The organism is Nocardia sp. CA-084685 (assembly GCF_050955785.1).
Classification (GTDB): domain Bacteria; phylum Actinomycetota; class Actinomycetes; order Mycobacteriales; family Mycobacteriaceae; genus Nocardia.
Genome location: NZ_CP192094.1, coordinates 2,080,411 through 2,102,380, shown reverse-complemented (window position 1 = coordinate 2,102,380; position 21,970 = coordinate 2,080,411). Strand labels below are relative to the sequence as shown.

Below are 21,970 nucleotides of genomic sequence, written 5' to 3'. Positions count from 1 at the left end.
ACACCAACCCCGATCAGAGGAGACCAAGATGTTGCGAGGAATGGCCACCGTTTCGTTCTATGCCGATGATCTCGAGGCCGCGAAGGACTGGTACACCGACCTGCTCGGCTACGCCCCGTACTACACGGTGCCCGGCGGCTACTACGAATTCCGCATCGGCGACTACCAGCACGAACTCGGAATCATCAACCGCGAATTCGCCCCCGCTGGTGCACAGAACGCACCCGGCGGGTCCATCCTGCACTGGCATGTCGATGATGTGCAGACAAGCTTCGACCGCCTGCTCGCCCTCGGAGCCAAGGAATACGAACCGATCACCCCACGCGGCGACGGCTTCATCACCGCATCAGTGGTCGATCCCTTCGGCAATATCCTCGGCATCATGCAGAACCCCCACTACCTGGAGATCCTCAGCCGCCCCTGACGCAGTGTCCTCGCGTTACCCGAGATGCGATGGCGGAGTGTTCGCGGGTGCGATGCTCTCGAGGTTTGCCGCACATACCGACGCCTCCCGAGGCCCGCTTTGCGCTGACGCAGGCAATGGTGGCGGAAGTGCTCGCCGCCCTCCACGACGCCACCCAAGGCTTCCTTGCCAGAGAATGCGTTGGTTGAGGTGTCCGCTCGTGACCTTCCCCCATCGCGATGCCTGCCGAGGTTGCCCCGAGCATGCTTCGGTTGAGGGGTCTCTCGATGTTTGCCACTACCAACGCATGGTGATCATCGGTCCGGGTCAGTGGACGAACCAACGTTCCAGGATTTTGGCGACGCCGTCTTCGGCGACATCATCGGCGACTTCGTCGGCCCAGGTATGGACCTCGTTCGGGGCATTCGCCATCGCTACGGAATGTCCTGCCCACTGCAGCATTTCGCGGTCGTTGTAGCCGTCGCCGATGGCGAGGGTGGCGGCGCGGGGGATGCGGAGTGCGGTGCGTAGACGCTCTAATGCCCAACCCTTGGAGACGCCGCGGCGCGAAACAGTAAGCCACGGGCCGAATTCGCCGTGCACCCAGCTCGCATCGGGTACCCGCAATCGGGCGAGCAGGCGCCTCATCTCTTCCAGGGAACCGTCGGGCAACCAGCCGTTGAGTCGCGGGGTCGGCTCGCTGCTCAAGGCGCCGTGATCGACGAGAACGTATTCGCCGATCGAGAATTCACTCGGACTCGCCCCCGTCGCCCAGGTACCGATGCCGACCTTCTCCACCGCGAAGATCATCTCCGGAAACAGCGCGCGCAAGGCGGCGACCGCGGGGCCGGGATCGAAGCTCTGCACCGCCACCGGCTCCCCCTTCGCCACATCGATATGCACCGCGCCGTTGGAACACAACGCATGCCCCTCGACCAGGCCGAGCTCCCGCAGTACAGGCCGTGTCGTCATCAATGTCCGCCCGGTCGTCACGACCACATGCGCCCCCGCTCCCACTGCCGCACGCACCGCATCGATCACCCGTTCACTGACCGGCGATCCCGTCTGCAGCAACGTTCCATCGACATCCAGCGCAATAAGCTGAGGTCCCCCGTGTACCACCAACTCATTGTGCATCGCTATGGCACTCAGCGTCACCGAAATTCGACCGGTCCGAATGTGCCCACCCCTCATCGATACCCCGGCACGTCAACATCCGGACATCGTCACCGAACTCACGCCCCGCACGAGTGCCTCGAGAAGTGCGGACCCGACAAATCGGGCCGGATCCACACGGCACGTGGCAGTCCGCCGCAGGCCCAATAACTCAGCCGACCAGCGGCTTTCACTCAGCGCCGAAGCTGCCCAGTGATCATTCGCAGACGCTGCCCCACCGCTCGAGCTCGCAGACCACCGACAGGCCCGGCCCACCGCAGCCGCCACACACTGATCCACCAAAGGGCCTCGGCACGAAATGCCATATCGGCCTCCTAGGCCCGCGCTCAGTGGACGATCGCAGTTCGCAGCGCACCTCCGTGCTGGGGAGGCGCTGCGGGTCGCCCGAAGAGCCCTACCGCGGACTACCTGCGGGCACCGCCGCCGCCGAAGCCGCCGGAACCGTGTGAGGAGATACCGCCGGATGAGGTGCCACCGAAACCACTGCCGCCGGAAGTGGTTCCGCCGGAGGGCTTTCCGATACCGGAGGTCCCTCCGGTCGAACCTGCGCTGGTCCCACCTGAGGTGACGCCACCGATCGAACCGCCTGATGTACCACCACCAGTCGAACCAACTGAGGCACCACCGCTCGCCGCGCCTCCCAAGGCACCGCCATTCGTGGAGCCAACCGACGCACCACCACCAGTCGAACCCGAAGCACCCGAGCCGTGACCGCCGGGCGAACCCGAACCACCACCACTCACCGAACCACCACCGGTCGAACCCGAGCCACCATTCGTGGAACCACCCGAACCACCATCAGTCGAACCCGAACCGCCACCCGAACCACCACCATCATTCATGCCCGAGCCACCACCATTCACCGAACCACCCGAGGTACCGCCACCGGTAGCACCACCTGAAGTGCCAGTGCTTGTCGAACCACCAGAGGTACTGTCCGACGAGCCGCCACTCGTGGAATCCCCAGCCGTCGAACCGCTGGTGCCCGAAGCCGAACCACCGGATGCATTACCCGCGCCGCCGGACCCGCTGCCGCCCGAGGTGGGACCGCCCGTCCCGGTGGATGTTTCGCCCGTCGTCGTACCTGCTGCACCGTCACCAGTCGCGGTACCGCCGGTTGCCGGAGTTGTGGTACCCGGGCTCGTCCCGGCGCCCGGGGGCGCCGAATTACCCGGGGCGGGAACCGAACCCGGAAGGCTGACGCTCGGAATAGGCGTGCCAACGACGAGCGCGGTGCGGGGCACCTGCGGAGTTCGGATGAAGGGCAATGGATTCAGGAACTGCGCGGGGTTGGCATAGGTGGCACCACCGGAATGTCCTGTCCGACCGGGTGATTCGTTGTGGCGGCCACCATGCGCCTCGGCGATGGACGGACCGATCGATGGCCCGAGAGGCGTTGTATGGACTACGGGCGCGATCCCGTATGCCGGGCGCCCGGAAGAGCCGAAGCCCGCCGCCGTGGTAGCCCAGCCGACAGCCGCGGAACCGGCCTCGGCGAGCGCCTCGACATCAGGCTCGAACAGAAAATTGTCCATCGGGAAGATGCCCGGTGAGGCATCCACCAGGGAAGGCATCGGCGAAATATTCGGTCCGCCGAATACCGTAACGGCGGATACCGCGACCGCGGAAGCCACAGCGGCACTGGAGAATACGGCGACCTTCGGCGCTCGATGCCGTCCGCCGGTCGCGAGCGGGGCAAAGGTGCGGGCCGCATAGCTGGCGGCGCCGACGGCGACGGTCTGTCCCGGCTCGGTCGACATCACCACCGGTCGACCGAGTTCAGCGAGGGTACGCGCGACCTCGACCGGACGGGTGGCGCCGCCGACCAGCAGGATGCAGCTGATATCGGATAGGCACCGCCCTGTCGACTCCACACATTCGTGCACCACATCGAGCGAATCCCGGATGTGCTGGTCGCGCATAGTCGTGATATCGACGATCGAGGTCATCTGCAGCATCGACCCGTTGTCGCCGGGTTCGGCGACCCGGGCATAGCGCGCGATCATCGAACCGAGCGGCCGACCGCCGAAATCATAGGAGCGCACCGACTTTCCGACGATCGGATGATCGTCCCAGTCGGACCCGACCCGGACCATCGACACATCGAGGCTTGACCCACCGAGGTCGTACACCAGCACGAATCCCGACTCCAGCGGTCCGCGTTCCCGTTCGAGCCACTCCGCGGCGGCGACGGGTTCGGGTACGAGCAGCACATCGGCGGCACCGGCCAGATTCAATGCCTGTCGCAGCAGAGACAGCTGCTTATCGGAATAACATGCGGGATAGGTGGCCACGGCTCCCGCGGTCGCTGGGAAGGATTCGAGCAGGCCGTTCACCACGGCGGCGACCAGGTTCGCGGGCGACCAGAGCCGTCCGCCCACGACGACCGACTCCGGGTCGCGCGCCAGATCAGCGAAATCCGTTACCGCCATATCGAATTGGGGGATTCCCCCGATTCGGATACCGCCAGCACTGTCGAAGGTCACCGCCGTACGGCGCGTCCGCACCGACGACAACGGTCGCTCGCCGGTCACCATGGCGGAAACGGAGTTCACTGAACCGATGCTGAAACCCAGACCTGTAGTCATTCGCTATCCCGTCAACGCACCGAGACCACGTCCATCACACAGGAGATCCGTGTGGCCGCGGTCGCTTCCCAAACAGCACCCACAGGTTAGCTGCTGCCGGATCGATTCGGATGTCGAATTGATATGAAACGTTTGGCTTCCGTTGACCATGCGCCAAATTCCCAGCTAGATCGCATGGGAAAGATTCATCCAGACCCCTGGACGATCGGCGTTTCGCGACCGAAGGCCCGATTCCACTGCGATAAGCCAGATTCCGCTACCTTGCGGTAACTCGATTCAATCCCCTGATCCACCCCACGGAAGAGAATCGCCCAGAACCGACAACCCACACCGACTGGTCGGTAACCGAATCATTGCCATAGCTACAAATTTCATAGTACGCGCATGCCGACACAGGAAGGTGACACATCAAATGCTACGGCTGATTTCCGCTAGCGCTACGACTTCCCAACCGCTTCACTGGATTCGGCGATGAGCGAGCGCACGGACGAGCCAGCGTCCCGTGCCATCGCATCGGACCATGAAATCGCCAGAACGAGAAGGGAATTCGGCAACGATGTCTACACGTTTCGCGGACAAGGTCGTGCTCATCACCGGGGCCAGCTCGGGTGTCGGCAAGGCGGTGGCCGTACGAGCGGCAGGCGAAGGCGCGGCAGTGGTGCTCGGCGCTCGGGGCAAAGACGCGGGCGAGCAGGTCGCCGCCGATATCCGCGCGGCGGGCGGCCGGGCGATCTTCATACCGACCGATGTCACCATCGAGGACGAGGTGGCCCGACTGACGCAGGCGGCACTCACCGAATACGGACGTCTGGACGCGGCATTCAACAATGCGGGCGCCGTCAACGCCTTCGGCCCGGTCGAGCAGATCGACGAGGCGGGGTGGCGCGCCGATCTCGAACTCAATCTGACCAGCGTGTTCTACGGTCTGCGCCACCAGGTTCCTGCCCTTGTCGCCTCGGGCGGCGGCGCGATCCTCAACAACGCCTCGAACCTCGGTGTGGTCGGCATGGGTTCGGTGGCACCGTATGTGGCGGCCAAACACGGTGTCGTCGGGCTGACTCGTGCGGTAGCGCTGGAGGCCGCCGAACAGGGCGTTCGCGTCAACGCGCTGGTCTCAGGCGCGGTCGACACGCCAGCTTTCCGCAACTCGATGGGCGCGACCCCCGAGGGTGAAGCGGCCATCGCCGCACTGCATCCGCTCGGCCGGATCAGCACCCCGCAGGAGATCGCCTCGTTCTGCGCCTATCTGCTGAGCGATGAGGCCAGCTTCATCACCGGCGCGGCACTCGCGATCGACGGTGGGTTCACCGCCAAATAATCGCCAATCGGCACCTCGGTCCGGCATTCGCCCTCATCGCGTCGCCGTGCGCCGAGGTGCCGACCGTCGTCACGGACCCTACCGCGCAACCACCATGTCGGTGGGGGGCGAAATCCGTTACACGGCCCGAATGAGACATGGGCGCGCATGCGCCGCTCAGGCGCGGGCGAGCAGACGGCGCACGATACCAGTTCGCGCCGAGGTCAGCCGAGCCACGACCGAGGGTCGCCGACGGTGCACCAGATGGTCGAAATCTGTTGCACTACCGGTGGGTTCACGCAACCGACCGGCATTGAAATCATCGGCCAACTGCCGAACCGTCTCCTGCGCACAGGATTTGTTGGTGCCGATGAAACCGGTGGGACCGCGCTTGATCCAGCCGGTGACATACGTCCCGGGCAGCACCGCGCCACCGGATTGTTCCAGCACCCGGCCGTTCAGGTTCGGGATGACGGCGGCCTGCTCGTCGAATGGCAAGCCGGGCAGAGCAACACCGCGATAACCCACCGATGTGAGCACCAACCCGGCATCCAACCGCTCGGTCTCCCCCGTCGTCACCGCACGAACGCGACCATCCGAATCGGTGACGAGTTCGTTGCGGCTCACCTCGATACCGGTGACCTCGTCCGTGCCGAGAATCGCGGTCGGTGCGGACAGATACCGGAAGACGATCCGCTTGCGCGCGCCGAACGGCCGCTCGGCAACGCTGTGCAGCAGCCGTAGCTTCTGCTCGACCTGATACGGCAGTTTCTCGGTCACCGCAGGTAGTGCACCTTCCACGGCGATATCGACATCCGCGCCGAGCAGGCCGACGAATTCAGGTACGGTGAAAGCGGATTCGAGCGGACCGCGCCGACCGAGCACGACCACTTCCTCGATCTTGCTCTCCCGCAGCGCCTGCAGCGCACGGGGCGCGATATCGGTGCCCGCCAACGCTTCCGGATCACTCGCAAGAATGCGCGCCACATCCAGCGCCACATTGCCATTGCCGACTATTACGGCCCGACGCTGCGACAGATCGAAGGCTCGCTCGGCGTGATCCGGATGCCCGTTGTACCAGGCGACGAAGTCGGTGGCGGATACATTGCCCGCCAATCCCTCCCCGGGAATATCCAGCTTACGATCCGAGGACGCACCGACCGCGTAGATCACCGCATGGAAGTGCATGAGCAGCTCGGCATGCGAAATATGCTTGCCTACTTCGACATTCAGGTACGAGTCGAAACCGGTCTGCGCCGAGATGATATCGAAGAGCTTATTCACCTGGCGGGTTTTGGCATGGTCCGGCGCGACACCGTATCTGGCGAGCCCGTGGGGTAACGAAAGTCGGTCGAAGACCGTCACAGTGACGTCGGGTTGGGTCAATAATTCATCGGCCGCGTACATCGCCGAGGGGCCGGATCCGACGATGGCCACCCGCAGCGGCTGACGCTCGGTGTGGATCTCGGCCGCTGGCACCGGCTTCGCCAGCAACGGCCGCGGGCGCGCCTGCCGATAGAAGTCGGCATTGATCTCGATGAACGGCTTCTGCTCGTCGGTCAGCTTCTTCGACGATGTGATGGCATCGACCGGGCACGCACTCGCGCACGCGCCGCAGTCCACGCACGCCTGCGGGTCGACATACAGCATCTCCGCCGTCAGAAAATCCGGTTCGTCGGGCGTGGGATGGATGCAGTTGACCGGGCAGGCGTAGACGCAGGACGCATCGCTGCAGCAGGACTGCGTGACGACGTACGGCACGTTAGCCGGCCTTGGCCGAGCGCAGTGGCTCGGAACGGTAGCGGGTGGTGTGGCCGTCGATATTCAGCAGCTTCCAGACCGCCTTGCCGATGGGATTCATCAGTCCGATATCTTTGGCCAGGGTGCGCACATCGCCGAAGAAGTCGCTGAACTCCTGCTTGGCCTGCTTCGAGCCGTAGAACAGCTCCTTGCGCACCTCGTCCGGAATATCGAACTCCTTGAAGAACGACCGGGGCGGAGTGTAGATGGAGCGGCCGAGAATGAACATCACGATCGGCATGACGATCGAGAGCACCAACTTATTGGCCGCATTCTTCTCGGGCACATGCCGCTGGAGGAATTCGTGCGCGAAGGAAATGTGGCGCGCCTCCTCGGCGACGTGAATCGCCATCACACCGCGCATGATCGGATGCACGTCCTCACCCGAGCGCAGAATCGCCTTCTGAATATGGTCGATCGGCTCCTCACCCGCGAGCACGGCCATGAAGAACAGGTTCGGGAACAGCGCGGCCACCGGCGCGCCGATGTACTTGAATTTGCGCACGAGCGGGCCCATACCGGGAACGTCGATGCCGATCCGGTTCACCATCTCCTGGAACATCAGGGTGTGGTTGTGCTCCTCGATCATTTCGTGGGAGCAGTAGCGGAATTCGGGCGAACCGTTGGGCAGGCCGAAGCTGTGCGTCACCATGCCGCTGATCAGGATGGATTCGAACTGCAGACCGACCTTGGCGACATTGGCTTGGCGGTACTTGCCGATCGCGATCTTCCGCTCCAGCGGCAGCGCCTGGTACCAGGGGTGGCGACCCAGCGCATCACCCGATACCGGCAGCACCCAGCGCTCCGCACCGGCATCGGCGGCGAAATCCGGATTGTCCCAGTCGATGTCTTCGAAGGGGTCGAAGTGCTTGTTCACCGAACCTTCGGAGAGCAGCAGCAGCTTGGCGGCATACTCCTGCGCCTTCGCGAGTTCGGGATCGACTGCGGGCGTCACGGCTGTAGACATCGTCGTCACTGCCTCTCCTCGTAAGACACATTTACTGTATCCCATAGTTACACCTACGAGGAGTCACGTCAACCTGGCGCATATTCGGCAGCCCCGGCGGCGCTGCGGTACGCCGCCGGGTCTGCCTCTCTACCGCAACCCGAGTTGCGACAATCCCGCGACCACCGTGTCGGCGGGCAGCGCCAGCGCGAGCGCTACACCAGCGGCCGACATCCCTGCCGCGATCGCCACCCGGGTCAAGCGGCGCCTGGTACGCCGGGAAAGCATGAGGGCGCGCGTCGCCGCTGCGCGCTGTACTCCGCGCGGTTTGCGCCGATGGTGATGTCCGGCCGCCTCCTCGTCCGCGGCGGCGGCGTGACGCGCCATGATGGCGGCACCGTCGGCGATCGTGCGCTCCGGATCCGGGGCCGTGATGACCGGACGCGCCAGTTCACCGGCCAACACCTGGGCCACTTCGACCGGCCGGGCCGCCCCGCCGACCACCAGCACACAGTCCACATCGGCCATGGTCACATCCGCCATCCGCAGACAGCTATAGACCAACTTCAGCGAGGACCGAATATGGTTGGCCCGCAATTCATCTGCGGTGCTACCAGTGACCGCACCGGAGACGGAGGCGGGCATGGTCCCGTTCCCAGCCCGTGCGGCGAGCAACGCACCGAAGGCTCGGCCGCCGAATTCCGACGACCGGATCGGTTCGCCGACAATCGGATTGGGCGGACAGCCCGCGCCTACTCGTACCAGGGAGATATCCAGGCTGGCTCCACCTAGGTCGTAGACCAGCGCGAGGCCCGGCATCAGCGGCCCGCGCTCGACCTCGAGCCAGGCGGCCGCCGCGACGGGTTCGGCCACCAGCGCGACATGACTCAGCCCGATCGCGTCCAGCGCCGCACGCAACTCGCCCACTTGGCCCTCGGTATAGCCCACCGGATGCGTCAGCACGACCTCTGCGCCGACCGCTTGCCGATCCCGCCGCGCCTCGGCGATCAGACAGTCCGCGACGACCGCGATCAGATCGGCCGCGGTCAGTGCGCGGTGCCCGACCCTGGCCTGTTTGGTGTTGCGTTGACCAAGATCGGCGAATTCGGTGATGGCACGTCCATGCCGCGGAATCATGCCGACCCTTGCCATTCCGTTGCTGTCGAAGGTGAGGGTCGTACGACGGGTAACAGCGGGCGAGCGGTGGACGGCGGAGCGGCGACCAGGTGGAGCCTTGGCCGAACCCTCCTCCGCCAGAGCGGAAACCGTGTTCACCGTGCCTATGCTCAAACCAAGACCAATCGCCATCGCAATCCTCTGATCGCCGAGCCGATTTGCTTCGAACGCTATTCACGCAACCACTCCGCGACCTGCTTGCCAACTACCGGACATACGATTGTCCGGATACCGCCGCCGCCGACATGGGTTGCGTAGCAATGCCCCTATACCCCCTCACCAGGCACATCACGCCACGCGTCGCCGCCGACGCCAGATCCCCTACGGCGTGCCGGAATTCAACGATGACCTGTTGATGTTTGCCAGCTAGTGGCCACTATGCCGTCCAGGTGATAGATACCCGTTCTCACATGGGAAAACAGCCGCCTTACGCGGTTGCCGGACTCGCCGCGCCGAACCGATCGACAACCGTTTCGATACCGACCAGTCCACGATCCGAGGGGCGTATCCCTCCAGCAACGAGTTCGGATTGCCCGCACCGGAATTCGCAAGTGATTCCGGTGCGGGCTATCAAAACCATTGCGGCCGTGCGCAACTATTCAGCAACACCCCAGCACCGCTTGGGCACTCGCCGCCCGCGGCATCGGTCCCTGCCGCGGCCCGAGCACTCGCGACACCATCTGCGCGGCCTGCTCCTGCCACCGCGCGTACGCCGTCGGAAAGCCCGAGCGCTGCGCTGCCTGCGCCGCCTGCCACAGTGGCATCGCCTGGTAGTCCGGCGCGTGGACCAGTAGTGCGTCCAGGAATCGGTCGGTCGCGTAGTGCGGATCGGTGAGTTGCTCGGGCGAACCCCAGCCCGCGGACGGCCGCTGCTGGAACATCCCGAGCGAGTCGTGATCGACCGCCTCGGTCAGATTGCGCAGCAACGATTCCTGCAGTGCGGTGGCCAGCGCGACCACCGCCGCATAGGCGGGCATATCGCGACGCAGGACCACTTCGACAATCGTTCGCGCGTTATCCCATTGCTCCGGATTCGGCGTGAAATGCCGTTGCTCACCCGCGATTCCGTGCGGTATCAACTGCGCCGAAGTCAGACCGAAATATGAGTTCGGGATCGGCTTCCCCACCGATTCCGGATCGATCGTGGCCACTTCGGGCGAGTCCGCGGGAATCTCGGTGATAACCAGGCCATCCGGTGCGCGCACGACCGGCGTTCCGGGTGGTGGTGCGGCGATTGCCGGAACGGATTGGATTATCACCGCCGCGCCGGCGGCGGCCAGCGCGAGAACCATCTGTCTTCGAATTGACATGGTGATCGATCAACTTCCCGCCGCCCGCATACGGGCCGCGTTCGACGACCATTGCGAATGCTCACATCGAATTACGTTCCGATTACTCACCGGAACCCACTAGCGTGTGTTTCGCATTCAGCACAATATGAGACATGGAAACCGGAGTTCGGTTTCGACACGCCAATAATGGCCACGGATTTCATGTATACGGAATCCGCAGCCATAAAGCGAGTCGAATTCGCGGCGTGAGCGGCGGACCCGAGCGTCACCGCGCAAGGCGCGGCGAACCGAACAGTGCCCTTATCCCGCAGGCAGTTCCGGAATACGGGTGGCACGCGCGTAGACGGTTTCCCCGTCACTGAGCTGCAATGCCTCGGCGTCACCGCGGGTCACCTGGGCGGCGAACAGATCGCCGGTCGCCGCATTGCGCAACTCGACGCGCACCTCGAAACCCAGGTGCACAACGCGTTCCACGGTGGCACGGGTGACGCCCGCCGATTCCGCGGTGCCCTCGTTCTTGGCCAGCGCCATGCTGGCATCGCGGCCGACGCGAATATCGTGCGGACGCACCAGGTGTCCGTTGAGCCGGGCCACCGCGCCGAGGAAGGACATGACGAATTCGTTAGCGGGCCGGTCGTAGACGTCCTCCGGGCTGCCGACCTGTTCGATGCGGCCCTTGTTCATCACCGCGATCCGGTCGGCGACGTCGAGTGCCTCTTCCTGGTCGTGGGTGACCAGCACGGTGGTCACGTGGACCTCCTCGTGCAGCCGGCGCAGCCAGGTGCGCAGATCGGCGCGCACTTTGGCATCGAGCGCGCCGAACGGCTCGTCCAGCAGCAGCACCTGCGGGTCGACCGCGAGCGCGCGTGCCAGTGCCATGCGCTGACGCTGACCACCGGAGAGCTGAGCCGGGTAGCGGTGCTGGAAGCCGTCGAGGCCGACGATGCCGAGCAATTCGTCGACGCGCTTGGCGATTTCGCCCTTGGGGCGCTTGCGGATCTTGAGTCCGAAGGCGACGTTATCGCGCACGGTCATATGCTTGAACGCGGCGTAATGCTGGAATACGAAGCCGATATCGCGCTTCTGCGGCGACACGTGCGTGACATCGTTGCCCGCGATGGTGACGATGCCCGCGTCCAGCGACTCCAGGCCCGCGATCGAGCGCAGCAGGGTCGACTTGCCCGAACCCGAAGGGCCGAGCAGCGCGGTCAGCTCCCCCGATGGGATCTCGATGCTGACATCGTTCAGGGCGGCGAAGGAACCATAGTTCTTCTTCGCATTGGTCACGGTAATCACTTGGTGCCCCGCTTACGTTCGAGGAGGGTCATCAACAGAAGGACTACGAGGGCAAGGCCCATCAGCAGTGTCGCGGCGGAGTAGGCGCCGAAGGTGTTGTGGTCGTTGATGTATCGACCGTGGACGAGCAGGGTCAGCGTCTGCGACTTACCCGGTAGCGCGGAGGACACCATGATCACCGCGCCGAATTCGCCGAGCGCACGCGCGACGGTCAACACGACACCGTAGGTGAGACCCCAGCGGATCGCGGGCAGGGTGATCCGCCAGAACGTCTGCCAGCGAGACGCACCGAGGGTCGCCGCGGCCTGCTCCTGATCGTCGCCGATCTCGTGCAGGACCGGCTCGACCTCGCGCACCACGAACGGCAGCGTGACGAAGATCGTCGCGATCACCATGCCGGGCAGATTGAAGATCACCTTGAAGCCGATGTCTTCGAGTCCGCCGAACCAGCCATCCGCACCCCAGAGCAGGATCAGCGCGACACCGACCACGACCGGCGAGACCGCGAAGGGCAGATCCACGATGCCCTGCACCAGCGTGCGACCCGGGAACTTGCCGCGCACCAGGGCTATCGCGGTGACAATGCCGAAGATGACATTCAGCGGGACCACGATCGCCACGATGAGCACCGACAGCTGGAATGCCGAGATCGCCGCGGGCGTGGAGATCGAGTCGATGAACGCGCCGATCCCCTTCTCGAAGGTGCGCCACAGAATGATGATCAGCGGCACCACCAGCAGGATGAACAGATAGCCGAGTGCGACTACGCGCAGCGAAATGCGGGTGGGCCAGGACAGTCTCATACCGCCTCCTGCTCTTTGCGGGCCGTACGCTCGGCCCACAGCCGCAGCACAAGCAGGGTCGCGAACGAGATCACCAGCAGTGCGACCGAGACGGCCGCCGCGTTCACCGGCCGGTCGATCTCGATCTGCTTCTGGATGTACTGCGAGGCCATCTCGGTCTTGCGTGGGATGGCCCCACCGATCAGCACCACCGAACCGTATTCGCCGATAGCGCGGGCGAAGGCCAAGCCGCCGCCGCTGATGATGGCGGGGGCCAGCGTCGGCAAAACGATGCGGCGGAAGGTGGTCCAGTTGTCCGCGCCGAGGGACAGCGCGGCCTGCTCGACCTCCCGGTCGGCCTCGATGAGCACCGGCTGCACCGAGCGCACCACGAACGGCAGCGTGACGAATGCCAGCGCCACCACGAGACCGGGCTGGGTGGCATTGAGGTGGATATCGATCGGACTCTGTGGACCGTAGAGCGACAGCAGCACGATGCTCGCGACGATCGTCGGTAGCGCGAACGGTAGGTCGATGAGCGCGTTGACGATGCTCTTGCCCGGGAACTGGTCGCGGACCAGCACCCATGCGATCAGCGTGCCCATCACCACATTGATGATCGCCACCACGACGGAGACGAGCACCGTGATGCGCAGCGAGTCGATGGCCGCGGGTGCGGTGATGGCATCCCAGAACCCGGACCAGCCATCATCGAATGAGGTGACCGTTAGTGCCGCCAGCGGTAGCAGCACGATGATGCTGAGCCATAACACCGCGGTGGCGATGCCGAGCGGACCCACCGAACCGGTTACCCGCAGCCACGACCAGTCCCGGCTTGTCGCTTTTGATGTGGCGTCTTCGGAGCCGCCCGGAGCGGGCGCATGCCCGATCCCGGCGCTGCTGCTGTCAGTCACGATCGTCCAGTATCCTGCTTCGATTTGCGGCGTGCGCGGGGCCTTTCGTGGTTACGCGAGCTGCCCCCTCCGGGCCCGTCGCACACACCGCGGGGTGTTTCCTCACCGATTACTTGGTGGCCTTGTCGTAGATGACCGCGACCGAGCCGGTGTTGGGGGTGAACAGTTCCTTGTCCACGGTCTTCCAGCCACCGAGATCGGCGATGGTCCACAGCTTCTGCGGAGTCGGGAAGTCCTTGGCGTAGTCGGCGGCCACCTTCGGATCGACCGGCCGGAATCCGGCCGAGGCCCAAGCCTTTTGGCCGTCGGCAGTGAACAGGAAGTCGCGGAAGGCGTTCGCGGTGTCCAGATGCTTGCTGTTCTTCAGTACCGCGACCGGGTTCTCGATCTTGAACGTGGTCGGCGGCACGAAGTGCTCGATGGGGTCGCCGTTGCGCTCGGAGAAGATCGCCTCGTTCTCGTAGCTCAGCAGTACGTCACCGGTGCCCTGTAGGAAGGTCTCGGTGGCTTCGCGACCCGACTTCGGCTGCACCTGCACATGCTCCTTGGAGATGAGCTGGCTCAGGTAATCCAGACCCGCCTGCGGGTTCTTCCCGCCCTCGCTCTTGGCCGCGTACGGCGCGAGCAGATTCCACTTGGCCGAGCCCGAACTGAACGGGTTCGGGGTCACGACCTGGACGCCCGGCTTGAGCAGATCGTCCCAATCCTTGATGTTCTTCGGATTGCCCTTGCGCACCACGATCGCGACGACCGAGCCGAACGGAATTCCCTTGGTGGCGTCGGCATTCCAGCTCGGATCGACCAGGCCGGCGTCGACCAGGCGGGTGATATCGGGCTCGACCGAGAAGTTGACGATATCGGCCTCGGCGCCGTCCTTGACCTTGCGGGATTGATCGCCCGACGCTCCGTAGGAGCCGTTGATCGTGACGCCCTTACCCTTGTCGGTGTTGTTGAACGCGGGCACGACCTTGTCGAAACCGGGCTTCGGGACGGCGTAGGCGTACAGGTTCAGGGTGCCGCCACTACCGTCGGCCCCACCACCGCCCACCGTGTCGCTCGCTCCACCACCGCACGCGCTGAGCACGACGGCTGCCACGGCCGTCAGCGCGGCGATCACCGGGCGACGGTGCGATCGGGACGATCCGAGGAGCAAGGATCTGGGTGACATGGGTGGAACCTTTCCTTGTGCTCCGCCGCGACATGGACTAGTTGTCGCGGCGGTAGAACTGCGGCGCGACTTGTCGACCGGAGGTCGGGGATACGGACACTGCTGCGAAAAGTTTGCGCGCCAGTCTAGAGAAAGATGGGTGCGCAGCAGCGCCCGGCGCCGATCAGCGACAGAGAATGTCCGCGACCGCGAGATTGCCGACAGCGATCAACGCCAATTCATGGCGGACCTGCGGGACGGCAATCGAAGACACGGGCAGACTGTAGCAGAGGAAGTATCACCGGCTCGAATCAATGCCAGCTATCCGCTTGCAGGCGGCAAACACCGACAAAGTTCCTGGAAGAGGGGGGTTTCATCCCATGACTACCAGCCCGGACCGCGTGCGCACGAAATTCCCTGATATCAGCACTCGCGCGTGGGAACATCCCGCCGATCGCACCGCGCTGGTGACGCTGCGCTCACTCGCCGGGTTCGATACCGTTTTGCGAACCTTGTCCGGATTGCTGCAGGAACGCCAGCACCGATTGCTGTATCTGGCGACCGCGGTTCGGGTGGACGAGCGGCAGTTCCGTTCGCTGCACCAGTTGCGTCAGGACTGTATGGAAATCCTGGACGCGCGTATCACCCCCGAGATGTTCGTGTTGCAGAGTCCGCAGGTGAACGCCTTCACCATCGGCATGGACCAGCCGTTCATCGTGCTGACGACCGGACTGATCGATCTGATGGATACCGAGGAGCTGCGCTTCGTCGTCGGTCACGAAATTGGGCACGCGCTATCCGGACATGCGGTGTACCGCACCATGCTCATGCATCTGCTGCGCATTTCGGCCAATCTGGGCTGGATGCCGGTGGGCGGCTGGGCATTGCGCGCGATCGTGGCCGCGCTGATGGAGTGGAGCCGCAAGTCCGAACTGTCCGGCGACCGGGCCGGGCTGCTGTGCGGGCAGGATGTCGAGGCATCGGTGCGGGTGCATATGAAGACCGCGGGCGGCACCTGGATCAAGGAGATGAACCACGGCGCATTCCTGCAGCAGGCCGACGACTACGAGCGCTCCGGCGATCTGCGCGACGGCGTGCTGAAGCTGCTCAATCTCGAACTGCAGAGTCATCCGTTCTCGGTGCTGCGGGCCGCGGAACTGCGCCGCTGGATCCAATCCGGTGAATACAACCGCATGCTCGGCGGGGATTACCCACGCCGCGAACACGATAAAAACACCAAGATCAGCGAGGAGATCAAGGGAGCCGCGCGCACCTACCGGCAGAACTTCGACCAGTCGGAAGATCCGCTGATCCGCACCGTGCGGAATCTCGGGCACGATGTCGGATCGGCGGTGAGCACGGTCGGTCAGGAGGTCGGCGAGACCGTCTCCAAGATCGGCAAGCGGTTCAACGACTGGCGCACTGGGACCGATCGGAAACCCGACGAGTAACAACCCGCCGATCGAACGACAGCGGCCGTGCGCCGACTATGCGCAAACAGTACTTAACCGCGCGTCTTTCGAAAGTCGCAAATCACTTCCTCGCACCTGTCTGGAGGACGTGCGGCGGTCGGCAAGTCGTCGCCTACAGCCCCCGGCTCTTCGCAACCACGTCCGTATACAGCTCGGTGGTCAATTCGTCAGGTGAGACGCCCAATTCCGCTAGAACGGACCTCAGATCCCGCAGTGCATCCAAGACGTCATCATCCTCGACCTGAGTCTCGAGCTCCAGGAAAGTACCGTCGACCTCCGGGACTGTCACCACAGTCGCAACAATGTCTCGGCCAGCGGATTTGAATCGGAAGTTCTCGCACTGCTTGGTGAATGCTATGAACGGCCTGTACCCGAGCCGAGCCACGATGTCCGCCATGGCCTTCCGGTCACTCACGTGAGTCTCATACTCCGGCTTCGACCTCGTCGACTCCTCGACGGCCGCGTCTTTGAAAGTGAGCAAGTGCTGCTGCCCGCCGCCGACTGCTGTGATCGTGCGAAGGCGAAGCTCGCGATCGGCCTCGTTCAGCGACCTTTCGGCAGTGTCGAAATACGCATCTTCATAACGGACTTCATCGGCAGCTCCGAACGAGCGCAGCCGCTCTCGGACGGCTTCCGGGTCGGACAGTCGCGCTTTGTATTCGGCTTCGATCACGAATGATTCCTCCGGGAAGTCACATGATGCGGCGCGACGTAACCGCGGCTTGTTCGAGCGTGCGAGCAAAAGCGTGATGCAGAACGCCGCGTGCGTTCGGCTCGATGCGGTGTGTTGGACACGAGTGAGCCTCCTGCTGAACCGTGAAGGCAGAAACGAAGAAGATGCTGTCCAGCTTGATAATCCGCCACACGGGAACTTGATCATAGGTGTAGAGCTCGATAGTTCGACCGGCTGACGCCAATTCCCGCAGACGCGCGATGGACAGCCGTATGCCAGCGGCGAACGATTCCGACGACTCACCGATTTCGCTCGCTCGGTACGCTGCGGCGTCCGAGTCGGGGTCCAACAGCAAGACTCGTAGTCGAGCCTCGGGTGGTATGAGTTCACGCAACAGTGAATCGTTCAGTCCGAGCAGCCCGAGACCACGAACAGCCATGACATCTACGGTCGCTGCCGCCTTTGCGAGCGCACGGATTTCCTCCGCCGCATCGGCTTGCGACGGGTAGGTGGTAGTGATCTCAGCGAGATCGGTCAGCATCACACGGTTGCACTCGATCGGAGCCAACCCCAATGCTATTCGCGCATTGTCGGGCATCCTCAGCCCGTCCGCGAGCCTCTCGAACGAACCGAGGCTCGTCACCCGCCGACGCCGGTTGATCAGCTCGTTGACGCGACCTTGGGACATCTCCAATACGGTTGCAAGCCGCTGCTGACTGGCTCCTGTGTGCTGCTGAACGAACCGCAGAAGGCTGGCAACATCTCGATTGCGCAAAACTTGCAGCATGTCTTGGCGTTCCCAGACAGGGGCCGGAATCACAATTGGCGCAAAGGACTCTCCGAGCATCGGCACACCCCTCCAGCGCCTCGGTAAAGTTGCATGGCCTATCTCACCGTGAGATTAGCAGACTGCCTGGTGAGATCACCACGATGTGATCGAAACCGCGCTGCCTCTTTGGCTTACTTGACTGGTGTTGGTGACACAGACATCAGAAATGAACGCCATTATGCCGAAACATCGACTGCCACAAAGGATTCCGTTCAATGGCGCACCCGCGAAATACCCCGGTGCGCCAGCCGATGTGGTCGAACTCTTCGCCGCCGCAATCGGCGTATGGAGAGACCAAACCGGCCCGTCGAATCCTCCCGGTGCCGGGGTGCAGGGTCCCCCGGCACCGGGAGCACCACCCGCGAGGAGCAATGATGCGCCGCGATAGAGTGCGAACCACCGAATCGCCGGATGGCCGGAAAGTTGCCGTCTGGCGGCTGGTCGGTAATGAGGCCCGAATTCTGCGTATCCAGAATCGTGCCGACGCCTCCACTGCCGCTCGGTGGCCCAGTAAGGAACGGCTTCCAGCCGCTGCGCCCGGCACGGTGCTATTCGACAACGAGGCACCACCGGATCTCGCAGCTGCACGCGAGGCATTTCCCGGACATCTCGATCTGTGGGATGCGGTTCGCGACGACTACTGGGCCGCGCTGCTGAATGCGTCGGATCTCTCGGCCCCGTCGGAAGCGTGAGATGTCCGAAGTCAGGCCGCCCCGGCGCGACGACGTCACCCCGTCGGTTCGAGCGCTGCTCGCGATCTTCAATGAAGACAACTCGCGCAAGCTTGCGCTGGCTCCCGTGGATAGTCAGCCGATAGTCCACTTGGCCGATGGAACATTGGGTGAGGTCGACGAGAACGGTTGGATCGACGCATTCGTTGACAGGGTTTGATCGCCCAAAAGCTGGAGTCGACATCGCTCGGCCCCCCCACGGCCTAAGAGGGTCGGCTCACCGGTGTATGCGCTGGCTGGAAGGCGCCAGAGGTGTGTGACTGCTCTGCCCTGATCACGTGCGTCACCGCGTTGATCAGGGCCAGATGGGTGAATGCCTGCGGGAAGTTGCCGAGATGACGTCCACTGCGCGAATCGATTTCCTCGGCATAGAGCCGCAGTGGACTCGCGTAGCCGAGCAGTCGCTCGCACAGATGCCGGGCCCGCTGCAACTCGCCGATCTCCACCAGCGCGGAGACCAGCCAGAACGAGCATATGGTGAAGGTGCCCTCGGCACCGGTCAGTCCGTCATCGGTGGTTTCGGTCCGGTAGCGCAGCACCAGACCGTTCTCGGTGAGCCGGTCGGCGATCGAGAGCACGGTGGCGCGGACCCGATGATCGGTGGGCGGCAGGAAGCGGTTCAGCACCACTAGCAGCAGTGAGGCGTCGAGGGTGTCGCCGCCGTAAGTCTGGGTGAAGACTCCGTCGGCATTCACGCCGTTGGTGAGGATATCGGCCTTGATCTGGTCGGCGATGGTGTACCACTCGGTGGCCCGCTCGTACGCACCGTGCAGTTCGGCCAGTTTCGCACCGCGGTCCAGCGCCACCCAGCACATTACCTTCGATGAGGTGAAATGCCGTGGCTCACCGCGTACTTCCCAAATGCCGCGATCGGGCTCCTGCCAGTGCGCGATGGTCGCCTGGACCTGGCGCTCCAGCAGCGGCCACAGCGACTCCGGCACCTGTTGCCGGGATTTCACGTGCAGGTACACCGCGTCGAGCATGGTGCCCCAGATATCGTGCTGGTCCTGGTTGTAGGCGCCGTTGCCGATACGCACCGGTTTGGCGCCGTCGTAGCCGGTCAGATTGTCGAGCGTGCTCTCGGTGAGGTCGCGTTCGCCGCCGATACCGTAGAGCACCTGCAGCGGAACGGGTTCACCGTTGTCGCCAGTGGTGGCGTCCCTGAGGAAGGCGAAGAAGTCATTGGCCTCGCGGTCGAGGCCGAGGGTGTACAGACCCCACAGCGCGAAGCTGGAATCGCGTACCCAGGTATAGCGGTAGTCCCAATTGCGTTGGCCGCCAGGAGTTTCCGGAAGCGAGGTGGTGGCCGCGGCCATCAGCGCACCGGTCGGCGCGTAGGTGAGCCCCTTGAGCGTGAGCGCGCTGCGCTGTAAGTAATTGCGCCACGGATGATCCGGGAAATCGCCGAGGGTGATCCATTGCCGCCAGCATTCGGTGGTCTGCCACATCTTCTGCGCCGCCTCTTCGAAGGTGCGCGGTGCGGGCAGTTCCGACCAGGTCAGCGCGACGAACACTTCGTCACCCTCCTTCATCCTGGTCCTTGCCCGAGCCTCGCGGCCCTCGAGTCCGAGCCGCAGGTCGGTGGTCAGCACCAGCGTCGGGCCCGCGGTCGGATCGGTGGTGCGCACGGCGGTGGCCTCCTCGTACACCTTGCCGGTGTACTCCCAGCGGGCCGGGGCGCGGTGGTAGTCGAAGGCCGGTTCGCAGCTCATCTCCAGCTCGACCGTGCCGTTCACACACTTCACCGTGCGCAGCAGGACGTGCTCGGCATCCCAGTCCATCGGCGTGCGGCGATGAGTCTTGCTGCGCTGATCGTTGTTGTGCCATGGACCGAGCACCAGTGCGTCGCGCACGATCAGCCAGCCGGTCTCGGTCTGCCAGGTGGTTTCCAGGATCATGCCGCCTGGCAGATACCGCCGTGCCGCGGGCACATTGACCCCGTACGGGCCGATCCGGAAATGTCCGGCGCTGCGATCGAGCATCGCACCGAAGATGCTCGGCGAATCGGGTCGTGGCACACACATCCACTCGACGCCGCCATTGCTGGCGATCAGACAGCTGGTCTCGCAGTCGGACAGGAATGCGTAATCGTCGATCGGCGGATAGGTGGCGTGCTGGTGCACCTGGGTCAGCTGACTGAGCACAGGCAGGTCGGCAGGTTCGTCGACGGTCAGATCATCAGAAGACGCCATACCTCATCTTCGGCCCGCCCGCCCGTGTCGTCCACCTAGCGCGCCGAAACCCGACCAGCGCGCCTGACCACCACGAGACTTGCCACGCGACCTCAGCCACCACGGAGCGAGCCGACAACTGCGACGCCGGGAGCAGGGTTGTGTGTCATGGTGGAACGAGCGCGTCCTGTCTTGCCTGGAGTGCGGGCAGGGCGGCACGCACCAGACAGAGACAGGTCTGCTGCAGCAGGCTCCTATGAAGTCACAGGCGCCGCGTCCGGTGGGTGCACGAGAACCCCGCGGTAGACCGACCGACAGATCTCACCCAAGACACCGAGGTCAGTCTTACGAAGAGTCAGGACGACCGCTGCGGGGCTCCCACACATACTCTCTGTCTTACTCGCGCCCGAGCCGTCCAAACGCATGCGCCCGCAGGCGCGAGTCTCGACCTTCCGGTACGCGTGCATCAGGTGCCGAACGCCCCCGCCATCACCAACCACAACGGAGCGAATCTTACGAGCGAGGAGTTCGCGGCCCGTCTCGCGGCGGAGCTGTCGTAGCGCATGCGCCCGCAGGCGCGGCACTTGACCTTCGGGGACGCGTGCATCAGGTGCTGAACGCCCCCCGCCATCCCCAGCCCCAACGGAGCGAGTCTTACGAGCGACTGTTCGCGGCCCGTCTCGCGTCCGAGCCGTCGAAGCGCATGCGCCGCAGGCGCGAGTCTCGACGGCTCGGACGCGAGACACCAGGGGGCCGCGAACACGCAGCGCCGGAGGCGCTGCCAAAGACACAGCGCTAGGCTGGTGCCGTGCATCAGATCGCAGGGTGGTGGGACGGCTTCGAGCTGTGGGTCGCGGGATTGCCGTTTATCCCACAGTTCATCGTGGTGTTGGTCGGCATGGTTCCGGTCAGCTTCGCCATCGCGTACCTGCTGGACCGGCTGCTGCGGATCTCGCTGCAACTGCTCGGCCGTAATCGTGCGACCTCGACGGCACTTACCGCGGAGGATGTCGTAGGCCCCGAGCCTGTCCTGATGCCCGAGCCGATCGCGCCGCGGGTGGCGGTGCGCGAGACCGCGCAGAGCGGGGCGCGTTGATGCCGCGTTCCCGCGTTCAGCTCGCCTTGATCGCCCTGCTCGTGCTCGTGGTCATCGCCTGGCTCATAACCCGCTAGCGGAGTCGTTCCGTCCGCCGGTCGTTGACTTCTCTACCGACGTCAGGGACGCGCTCGCCGACCTCGGCTCAGCGTTGTCGCCTGCCATGAGTCGGTGCAGGCTC

Annotated in this window: 20 protein-coding genes; 6 read left to right on the top strand and 14 right to left on the bottom strand. The window is 64.3% G+C overall.

Going from position 1 to position 21,970, the window contains the following annotated elements:
* Nucleotides 1-28 precede the first annotated feature (28 nt).
* The gene (locus ACQP2U_RS09275; RefSeq protein ID WP_433714285.1) at nt 29-424 is read left to right on the top strand and encodes a VOC family protein; all 396 of its coding nucleotides are present in this window, start codon (nt 29-31) and stop codon (nt 422-424) included.
* 306 nt (nt 425-730) lie between these two features.
* Here ACQP2U_RS09275 and ACQP2U_RS09270 read toward each other — a convergent pair whose 3' ends face one another.
* Both ACQP2U_RS09270 and ACQP2U_RS09265 read right to left on the bottom strand, forming a co-directional pair.
* A complete protein-coding gene (locus ACQP2U_RS09270; protein ID WP_433714284.1) occupies nt 731-1,525 on the bottom strand; it encodes an HAD family hydrolase in 795 nt (264 codons plus the stop codon).
* A gap of 458 nt (nt 1,526-1,983) precedes the next feature.
* Complete coding sequence (locus ACQP2U_RS09265; RefSeq protein WP_433714283.1) at nt 1,984-4,134, bottom strand: Hsp70 family protein; 2,151 nt, start codon at nt 4,132-4,134, stop codon at nt 1,984-1,986.
* Between the two features lie 589 nt (nt 4,135-4,723).
* Between ACQP2U_RS09265 and ACQP2U_RS09260 the strand changes: the two genes are divergently transcribed.
* Nucleotides 4,724-5,485, top strand: a complete 762-nt coding sequence (locus ACQP2U_RS09260; protein WP_433714282.1) for an SDR family NAD(P)-dependent oxidoreductase — start codon at nt 4,724-4,726, stop codon at nt 5,483-5,485.
* Between the two features lie 156 nt (nt 5,486-5,641).
* Here the strand turns inward: ACQP2U_RS09260 and ACQP2U_RS09255 are convergent, their stop codons facing one another.
* The 9 genes from ACQP2U_RS09255 to ACQP2U_RS09215 form a co-directional block, all read right to left on the bottom strand.
* Nucleotides 5,642-7,225: an FAD-dependent oxidoreductase gene (locus ACQP2U_RS09255; RefSeq protein WP_433714281.1), complete on the bottom strand. Its 1,584-nt coding sequence runs from the start codon at nt 7,223-7,225 to the stop codon at nt 5,642-5,644.
* A gap of 1 nt (nt 7,226) precedes the next feature.
* On the bottom strand, nt 7,227-8,231 hold the full coding sequence (locus tag ACQP2U_RS09250; RefSeq protein WP_397033288.1) for a diiron oxygenase: 1,005 nt from the start codon (nt 8,229-8,231) through the stop codon (nt 7,227-7,229).
* Between the two features lie 129 nt (nt 8,232-8,360).
* A complete protein-coding gene (locus tag ACQP2U_RS09245; RefSeq protein ID WP_433714280.1) occupies nt 8,361-9,485 on the bottom strand; it encodes an Hsp70 family protein in 1,125 nt (374 codons plus the stop codon).
* A 500-nt stretch (nt 9,486-9,985) separates the two neighbouring features.
* Nucleotides 9,986-10,696 (bottom strand): hypothetical protein, encoded by a 711-nt coding sequence (locus tag ACQP2U_RS09240; protein WP_433714279.1) that lies wholly within the window; start codon nt 10,694-10,696, stop codon nt 9,986-9,988.
* A 282-nt stretch (nt 10,697-10,978) separates the two neighbouring features.
* Nucleotides 10,979-11,974 (bottom strand): sulfate/molybdate ABC transporter ATP-binding protein, encoded by a 996-nt coding sequence (locus ACQP2U_RS09235; protein WP_433714278.1) that lies wholly within the window; start codon nt 11,972-11,974, stop codon nt 10,979-10,981.
* Nucleotides 11,971-12,777 (bottom strand): sulfate ABC transporter permease subunit CysW, encoded by an 807-nt coding sequence (gene cysW / locus ACQP2U_RS09230; protein ID WP_397033296.1) that lies wholly within the window; start codon nt 12,775-12,777, stop codon nt 11,971-11,973. Before cysW ends, ACQP2U_RS09235 begins: the two co-directional genes overlap by 4 nt.
* Complete coding sequence (gene cysT / locus ACQP2U_RS09225; protein WP_397033419.1) at nt 12,774-13,574, bottom strand: sulfate ABC transporter permease subunit CysT; 801 nt, start codon at nt 13,572-13,574, stop codon at nt 12,774-12,776. Before cysT ends, cysW begins: the two co-directional genes overlap by 4 nt.
* Before the next feature lie 205 nt (nt 13,575-13,779).
* Nucleotides 13,780-14,838 carry a sulfate ABC transporter substrate-binding protein gene (locus ACQP2U_RS09220; protein ID WP_433714277.1) on the bottom strand — a complete coding sequence of 353 codons (1,059 nt, stop codon included), beginning with the start codon at nt 14,836-14,838 and terminating at the stop codon, nt 13,780-13,782.
* A gap of 163 nt (nt 14,839-15,001) precedes the next feature.
* A complete protein-coding gene (locus ACQP2U_RS09215; RefSeq protein WP_373864843.1) occupies nt 15,002-15,091 on the bottom strand; it encodes an Ms4533A family Cys-rich leader peptide in 90 nt (29 codons plus the stop codon).
* Between the two features lie 106 nt (nt 15,092-15,197).
* Here ACQP2U_RS09215 and ACQP2U_RS09210 point away from each other — a divergent pair, with 106 nt between their 5' ends.
* Entirely contained in the window at nt 15,198-16,268 is a 1,071-nt protein-coding gene (locus tag ACQP2U_RS09210) for a M48 family metallopeptidase (RefSeq protein ID WP_433714276.1), read from the top strand.
* A gap of 133 nt (nt 16,269-16,401) precedes the next feature.
* Here ACQP2U_RS09210 and cyaB read toward each other — a convergent pair whose 3' ends face one another.
* On the bottom strand, nt 16,402-16,962 hold the full coding sequence (cyaB, locus tag ACQP2U_RS09205; RefSeq protein WP_433714275.1) for a class IV adenylate cyclase: 561 nt from the start codon (nt 16,960-16,962) through the stop codon (nt 16,402-16,404).
* A gap of 19 nt (nt 16,963-16,981) precedes the next feature.
* Nucleotides 16,982-17,809, bottom strand: a complete 828-nt coding sequence (locus ACQP2U_RS09200) for a hypothetical protein (protein ID WP_433714274.1) — start codon at nt 17,807-17,809, stop codon at nt 16,982-16,984.
* Nucleotides 17,810-18,162: 353 nt separating this feature from the next.
* Between ACQP2U_RS09200 and ACQP2U_RS09195 the strand changes: the two genes are divergently transcribed.
* Both ACQP2U_RS09195 and ACQP2U_RS09190 read left to right on the top strand, forming a co-directional pair.
* Entirely contained in the window at nt 18,163-18,483 is a 321-nt protein-coding gene (locus ACQP2U_RS09195) for a hypothetical protein (RefSeq protein ID WP_433714273.1), read from the top strand.
* A 1-nt stretch (nt 18,484) separates the two neighbouring features.
* Nucleotides 18,485-18,682 (top strand): hypothetical protein, encoded by a 198-nt coding sequence (locus ACQP2U_RS09190; RefSeq protein ID WP_433714272.1) that lies wholly within the window; start codon nt 18,485-18,487, stop codon nt 18,680-18,682.
* Nucleotides 18,683-18,725: 43 nt separating this feature from the next.
* On the opposite strand, the gene ACQP2U_RS09185 is transcribed toward ACQP2U_RS09190, so the two are convergent.
* A complete protein-coding gene (locus ACQP2U_RS09185) occupies nt 18,726-20,714 on the bottom strand; it encodes a glycoside hydrolase family 15 protein (RefSeq protein ID WP_433714271.1) in 1,989 nt (662 codons plus the stop codon).
* A 787-nt stretch (nt 20,715-21,501) separates the two neighbouring features.
* Here ACQP2U_RS09185 and ACQP2U_RS09180 point away from each other — a divergent pair.
* Nucleotides 21,502-21,789 carry a hypothetical protein gene (locus ACQP2U_RS09180; RefSeq protein ID WP_433714270.1) on the top strand — a complete coding sequence of 96 codons (288 nt, stop codon included), beginning with the start codon at nt 21,502-21,504 and terminating at the stop codon, nt 21,787-21,789.
* Nucleotides 21,790-21,970 lie beyond the last annotated feature (181 nt).

Excerpts from the sequence above, each read along its gene's own strand:
- ACQP2U_RS09275 (WP_433714285.1), top strand. The coding sequence starts at position 29 with ATGTTGCGAGGAATGGCCACCGTTTCGTTCTATGCCGATGATCTCGAG.
- ACQP2U_RS09240 (WP_433714279.1), bottom strand. The coding sequence starts at position 10,696 with ATGTCAATTCGAAGACAGATGGTTCTCGCGCTGGCCGCCGCCGGCGCG.
- ACQP2U_RS09190 (WP_433714272.1), top strand. The coding sequence starts at position 18,485 with ATGTCCGAAGTCAGGCCGCCCCGGCGCGACGACGTCACCCCGTCGGTT.
- ACQP2U_RS09250 (WP_397033288.1), bottom strand. The coding sequence starts at position 8,231 with ATGTCTACAGCCGTGACGCCCGCAGTCGATCCCGAACTCGCGAAGGCG.
- ACQP2U_RS09220 (WP_433714277.1), bottom strand. The coding sequence starts at position 14,838 with ATGTCACCCAGATCCTTGCTCCTCGGATCGTCCCGATCGCACCGTCGC.
- cysW (WP_397033296.1), bottom strand. The coding sequence starts at position 12,777 with ATGAGACTGTCCTGGCCCACCCGCATTTCGCTGCGCGTAGTCGCACTC.
- ACQP2U_RS09200 (WP_433714274.1), bottom strand. The coding sequence starts at position 17,809 with ATGCTCGGAGAGTCCTTTGCGCCAATTGTGATTCCGGCCCCTGTCTGG.
- ACQP2U_RS09260 (WP_433714282.1), top strand. The coding sequence starts at position 4,724 with ATGTCTACACGTTTCGCGGACAAGGTCGTGCTCATCACCGGGGCCAGC.
- ACQP2U_RS09210 (WP_433714276.1), top strand. The coding sequence starts at position 15,198 with ATGACTACCAGCCCGGACCGCGTGCGCACGAAATTCCCTGATATCAGC.
- ACQP2U_RS09185 (WP_433714271.1), bottom strand. The coding sequence starts at position 20,714 with ATGGCGTCTTCTGATGATCTGACCGTCGACGAACCTGCCGACCTGCCT.
- ACQP2U_RS09195 (WP_433714273.1), top strand. The coding sequence starts at position 18,163 with ATGATGCGCCGCGATAGAGTGCGAACCACCGAATCGCCGGATGGCCGG.